This window comes from Acinetobacter sp. UBA1496 (assembly GCF_002324975.1).
In the GTDB taxonomy this organism is placed as follows: domain Bacteria; phylum Pseudomonadota; class Gammaproteobacteria; order Pseudomonadales; family Moraxellaceae; genus Acinetobacter; species Acinetobacter variabilis.
The window spans coordinates 1-4,332 of sequence record NZ_DCRI01000040.1; the positions used below are offsets into that span (position 1 = coordinate 1).

The 4,332-nt window shown below is 42.8% G+C and carries 3 protein-coding genes; all 3 read right to left on the reverse strand.

Annotated elements, in window-relative coordinates; translation table 11 throughout:
- On the reverse strand, positions 1–696 hold a 696-nt coding region (locus B3143_RS04505), incomplete at its 3' end, for a reverse transcriptase domain-containing protein (RefSeq protein WP_286739673.1).
- Positions 697–955: 259 nt separating this feature from the next.
- Complete coding sequence (gene fadA / locus B3143_RS04510) at positions 956–2,128, reverse strand: acetyl-CoA C-acyltransferase FadA (protein WP_180002512.1); 1,173 nt, start codon at positions 2,126–2,128, stop codon at positions 956–958.
- Between the two features lie 12 nt (positions 2,129–2,140).
- Positions 2,141–4,291: a fatty acid oxidation complex subunit alpha FadB gene (gene fadB, locus B3143_RS04515; RefSeq protein ID WP_286739676.1), complete on the reverse strand. Its 2,151-nt coding sequence runs from the start codon at positions 4,289–4,291 to the stop codon at positions 2,141–2,143.
- Positions 4,292–4,332: the final 41 nt, after the last annotated feature.

The following is a 4,332-nucleotide window of genomic DNA, read 5'->3' on the forward strand; positions in this document are numbered from 1 at the left end:
TTTCGCAAGAGATCTATTATTTTTTAAAAAGATTATATTCTTAGGTACGTTAATAGTTTTGAAAGATAAAGTTAGATCATCAGCATATCTTGTATATTCAAATTTATATTTATTAATTAACTTTGTTATCTTAGCATCTAAAATCTCTCCAATCATATTGGATAAAATAGGTGAAACTGGACTGCCTTGAGGTAAAAAACTTTTATTATTAGATGAATAACAAGCTATTTGGGCAATAGTTATAGCTACTTCCTGAGATAAAAGAAAATTTTTATTCTTTGTGAAATAACCAACAATTCTAGGAAAAGTAATATTTTCAAAAAAATCTTTCAGGTCTAAATTAATAACAATTTTTTTATTAATATGAGGTAAAGCATTTTTATAGATACCATACTCTTTATCATCACTATTTTTCTTGAATGCGAAAGAATATATATTTTTTGATATGTTTATTTCATCTGATATATGTTCTAAAAGTTCACAAAGTTTTCGCTGGACATTTTTTAAAAATCCGTCTGGACTAAGAATAACTCTTGGCGTATTAGAATTTTTTTTAGGTATTAAAATGGTGGTATATCTGCGATGAATGGGGTGCTGATATAAAATACGGCAAAAAACTTGATAATCATAACCAAGTAAAGTGGCTAAATCTCTTCTATTTTTACATTTTCTTAAATCATCTAACGTGTATTTCATAAAAACTTTAATAAAAATCTAGTAAGTAGAATACTAGTGAAAACTCATATGGCATATCTTAACAATAGTATATTTCCCAAAAGTTAAGCATTTAAGGAATTATTCACGCTTGCAAGCGTGCTAACTTTAGTAAACAGTTTACGATTCGTAAACCAATTTCTAATCACTAGTATTCTATTGAGTATTCTATTTTATTTGACTAATAAAATAAAGAAACCCCGCAAAAGCGGGGTTTCTTTTTTGTCGAAGTATTTAAAAATTAAACACGTTCGATAATCGTTGCAATACCTTGACCTAGACCGATACACATCGTTGCAAGACCGATTTGAGTATCTTGCTGTTCCATGATGTTCAGTAGGGAAGTAGTAATACGCGCACCAGAACAGCCCAATGGGTGACCCAATGCAATCGCACCACCGCTCAAGTTTACAATGTCTTGTTTCTCGTATAGACCTAAGCCTTTAAGAACAGATAGGCCTTGTGCAGCAAACGCTTCGTTTAACTCTACAGTTTGCATGTCTTCAATGGTCAGACCAGCACGTTTCAATGCTTTTTGAGTTGCTGGAACTGGACCATAACCCATGATCGCAGCATCACAACCTGCAACCGCCATAGAGCGGATCACAGCACGTGGTTTCAGACCAAGCGCTTGAGCACGTTCAGCAGACATTAACAGCATTGCAGATGCACCGTCAGACAATGCTGAAGATGTAGCAGCAGTCACTGTACCGCCTTTAGGGTCGAAGACTGGACGCAAAGCACGGAAAGTTTCGATGTTAGCATCCGGACGGATCACTTCATCGATATCGCACAGAACTTTATAACCGTCAGCATTATGACCTTCAATGCCTACGATCTCGTTCTGGAACAGACCATTTTCAGTCGCAGCCCAGGCACGGCGGTGAGATTCAACACCAAATGCATCCTGTTCTTCACGAGTAATGCCGTTCATGCGACCCAGCATTTCAGCAGTCAGGCCCATCATGTTAGACGCTTTAGCATAGTGCTTAGATGCAGCAGGGTTCAGGTCGATGCCGTGCATCATGCCTACGTGACCCATATGCTCTACACCACCGATGATGAAGATATCACCCTGGTTAGTCGCGATCTGTGCAGCCGCAGTGTGGATTGCCTGCATAGAAGAACCACACAGACGGTTAACCGTTTGACCTGCAACAGTCTTAGGAAGATCAGCTAACAATGCGATATTACGCGCAATGTTCATCCCTTGTTCCAGAGTCTGGTTCACACAGCCCCAGATCACATCTTCAACTTCATTCGGGTCAAATTCGTTACGAACCATCAACGCACGGATAAGTTCAGCTGACATGCTGTCGGCACGTACATTGCGGAACATACCGTTTTTCGATTTGCCCATGGCAGTACGTACGCCATCAACAATCACAACGTCACGTGGATTTAAAGTAGCCATTCACGTCACTCCTTAACCGTAGAATTTTTTGTTATTAGCAGCCATGTCGCGCAATGATTGCGGCGCTTCATAAGCCTTACCTAAGTGCGCATATTTGTCGCAAAGTGCAACATACTCAGCTACACCAGTCTGGTCGATATAACGGCATGGACCGCCACGGAATGGAGGGAAACCTACACCCATGATCATCGCCATATCTGCTTCAGCCGGAGTTGCAACAATGTTGTCTTCCAGGCAACGAACAGTTTCGTTACAGAAAGCCAGCATCATACGGTCAATGATCTCTTGAGGATCAAATTCGCGTTTTTCAGCAGTTGCAACAGATGCCACAAGCTCATATGCAGTTGGATCAACCACTTTGGCTTTTTTGCCTTTACGGTCAAGTTCGTATTTGTAGAAACCAACGTCATTCTTTTGACCCAGACGGTTGTTTTCGTACATTACTTGGACTGAACCTTTGAAATCAGGTTTCATACGATCCGGGAAGCCTTCAGCCATGACTTCTGCACCGTGAACGCCAGTATCGATACCAACCACGTCCATCAGGTAAGCAGGGCCCATAGGCCAGCCGAATTTTTCCATCACTTTGTCAATTTGCTGGAAGTCAGCACCATCTTTCAGTAACAGGTCAAATGCACCGAAGTAAGGGAACAGTACGCGGTTTACCAGGAAGCCCGGGCAGTCATTCACTACGATTGGTGTTTTACCCATTTTCTGAGCAAGCACAACAGTCGTTGCAATCGCTTCAGCAGAAGTCTTCTCACCACGAATCACTTCTACTAATGGCATCATGTGTACCGGGTTAAAGAAGTGCATACCCACGAAGTTTTCAGGACGTTCCAGATTTTCAGCCAGACGCGTAATTGAAATCGTAGATGTGTTCGACGCAATAATCGTGTTTTCACGTACTTTAGATTCAGTTTCTTTCAGTACGATACCTTTCACTTTCGGGTTTTCAGTTACTGCTTCAATCACGATGTCGACTTCTTTAAACTCGTCATAGCTTAAAGTAGGACGGATGCGAGCAAGGGTTTCACCCATTTGCGCCGGTTTCATCTTCTTGCGTTCAACTTGCTTGGTCAGCAGTTTATTCGCTTCAGACATACCCAGTGCAAGTTGCTGGTTACCGATGTCTTTCATGATGATTGGAGTGCCTTTGCTTGCCGCTTGGTAAGCAATACCACCACCCATGATCCCTGCGCCTAGAACGGCAGCCTGGTTCACTGGATGTGCACCTTGTTCATATTTCTTAGAAGTTTTCTTCACCACCTGGTCGTTCAGGAACAGACCGATTAACGCACCCGCTTGTGGGGTTACCGCAGCTTTCGCAAAGCCTTGAGCTTCAACTTTTAACGCTTCATCGCGGTGTAAGCTTGCACCTGCCTGAAGAGAATCAAGCAATAGTTTTGGCGCCGGGTATTGAGCAGGGTTTGCTTTTGCAAGAACCGCACCTTTCGCCGTATTGAACGCCATCATTTGCTCAAGCATGTTCAGCTTGATTGGATCTAGTTTTTCCTGGCGTTTTGCTTGCCAGTCTAAACGGCCGTGAATTGCCTGTTTCACCAGGTCAATCGCAGCATCTTTCAGTTTGTCTGCAGCCACAACCGCATCAACCGCACCATCTTTCAGTGCAGCAGCCGGTTTTTTCGGAGTAGCCATGGCCATCCATTCAACTGCATTGTCGATACCGATCAGACGGCTTAAACGAACCGTACCACCGAAACCAGGGAAGATACCAAGTTTGATTTCAGGCAGGCCGACTTGCGCCTGTTCTGACATCACACGGTAGTCACAGACTAAGCACATCTCGAAACCGCCACCCAGTGCCATACCGTTAATCGCGGCAACTTTAGGAATGTCCAGGTCTTCGAAGCTGTTAAAAATTTCATGAACTGGTAGTGCCCAGTCAACAATTGCCTGTTCGCCTTGAGCAAAGTTATCGCCGAATTCAGTAATGTCAGCACCTACAATAAATGTAGACTTGCCTGAAGTCACGATTAAACCCTGAATGTCAGCAGCGGAAACTGCGTCGATCGCAGCCTTGAAATCTTCAATCGTTGCACGGTTGAATTTGTTAACCGACTCACCTTGTAAGTCAAAGCGGAATTCTGCAATTCCGTCCTCAAGCATTTGGACGGTAATGGCATTGCCAGCGTGGATCATGCCCTGATCTCCTTTATTTTGGAGGACTTCTAAGTTGATGT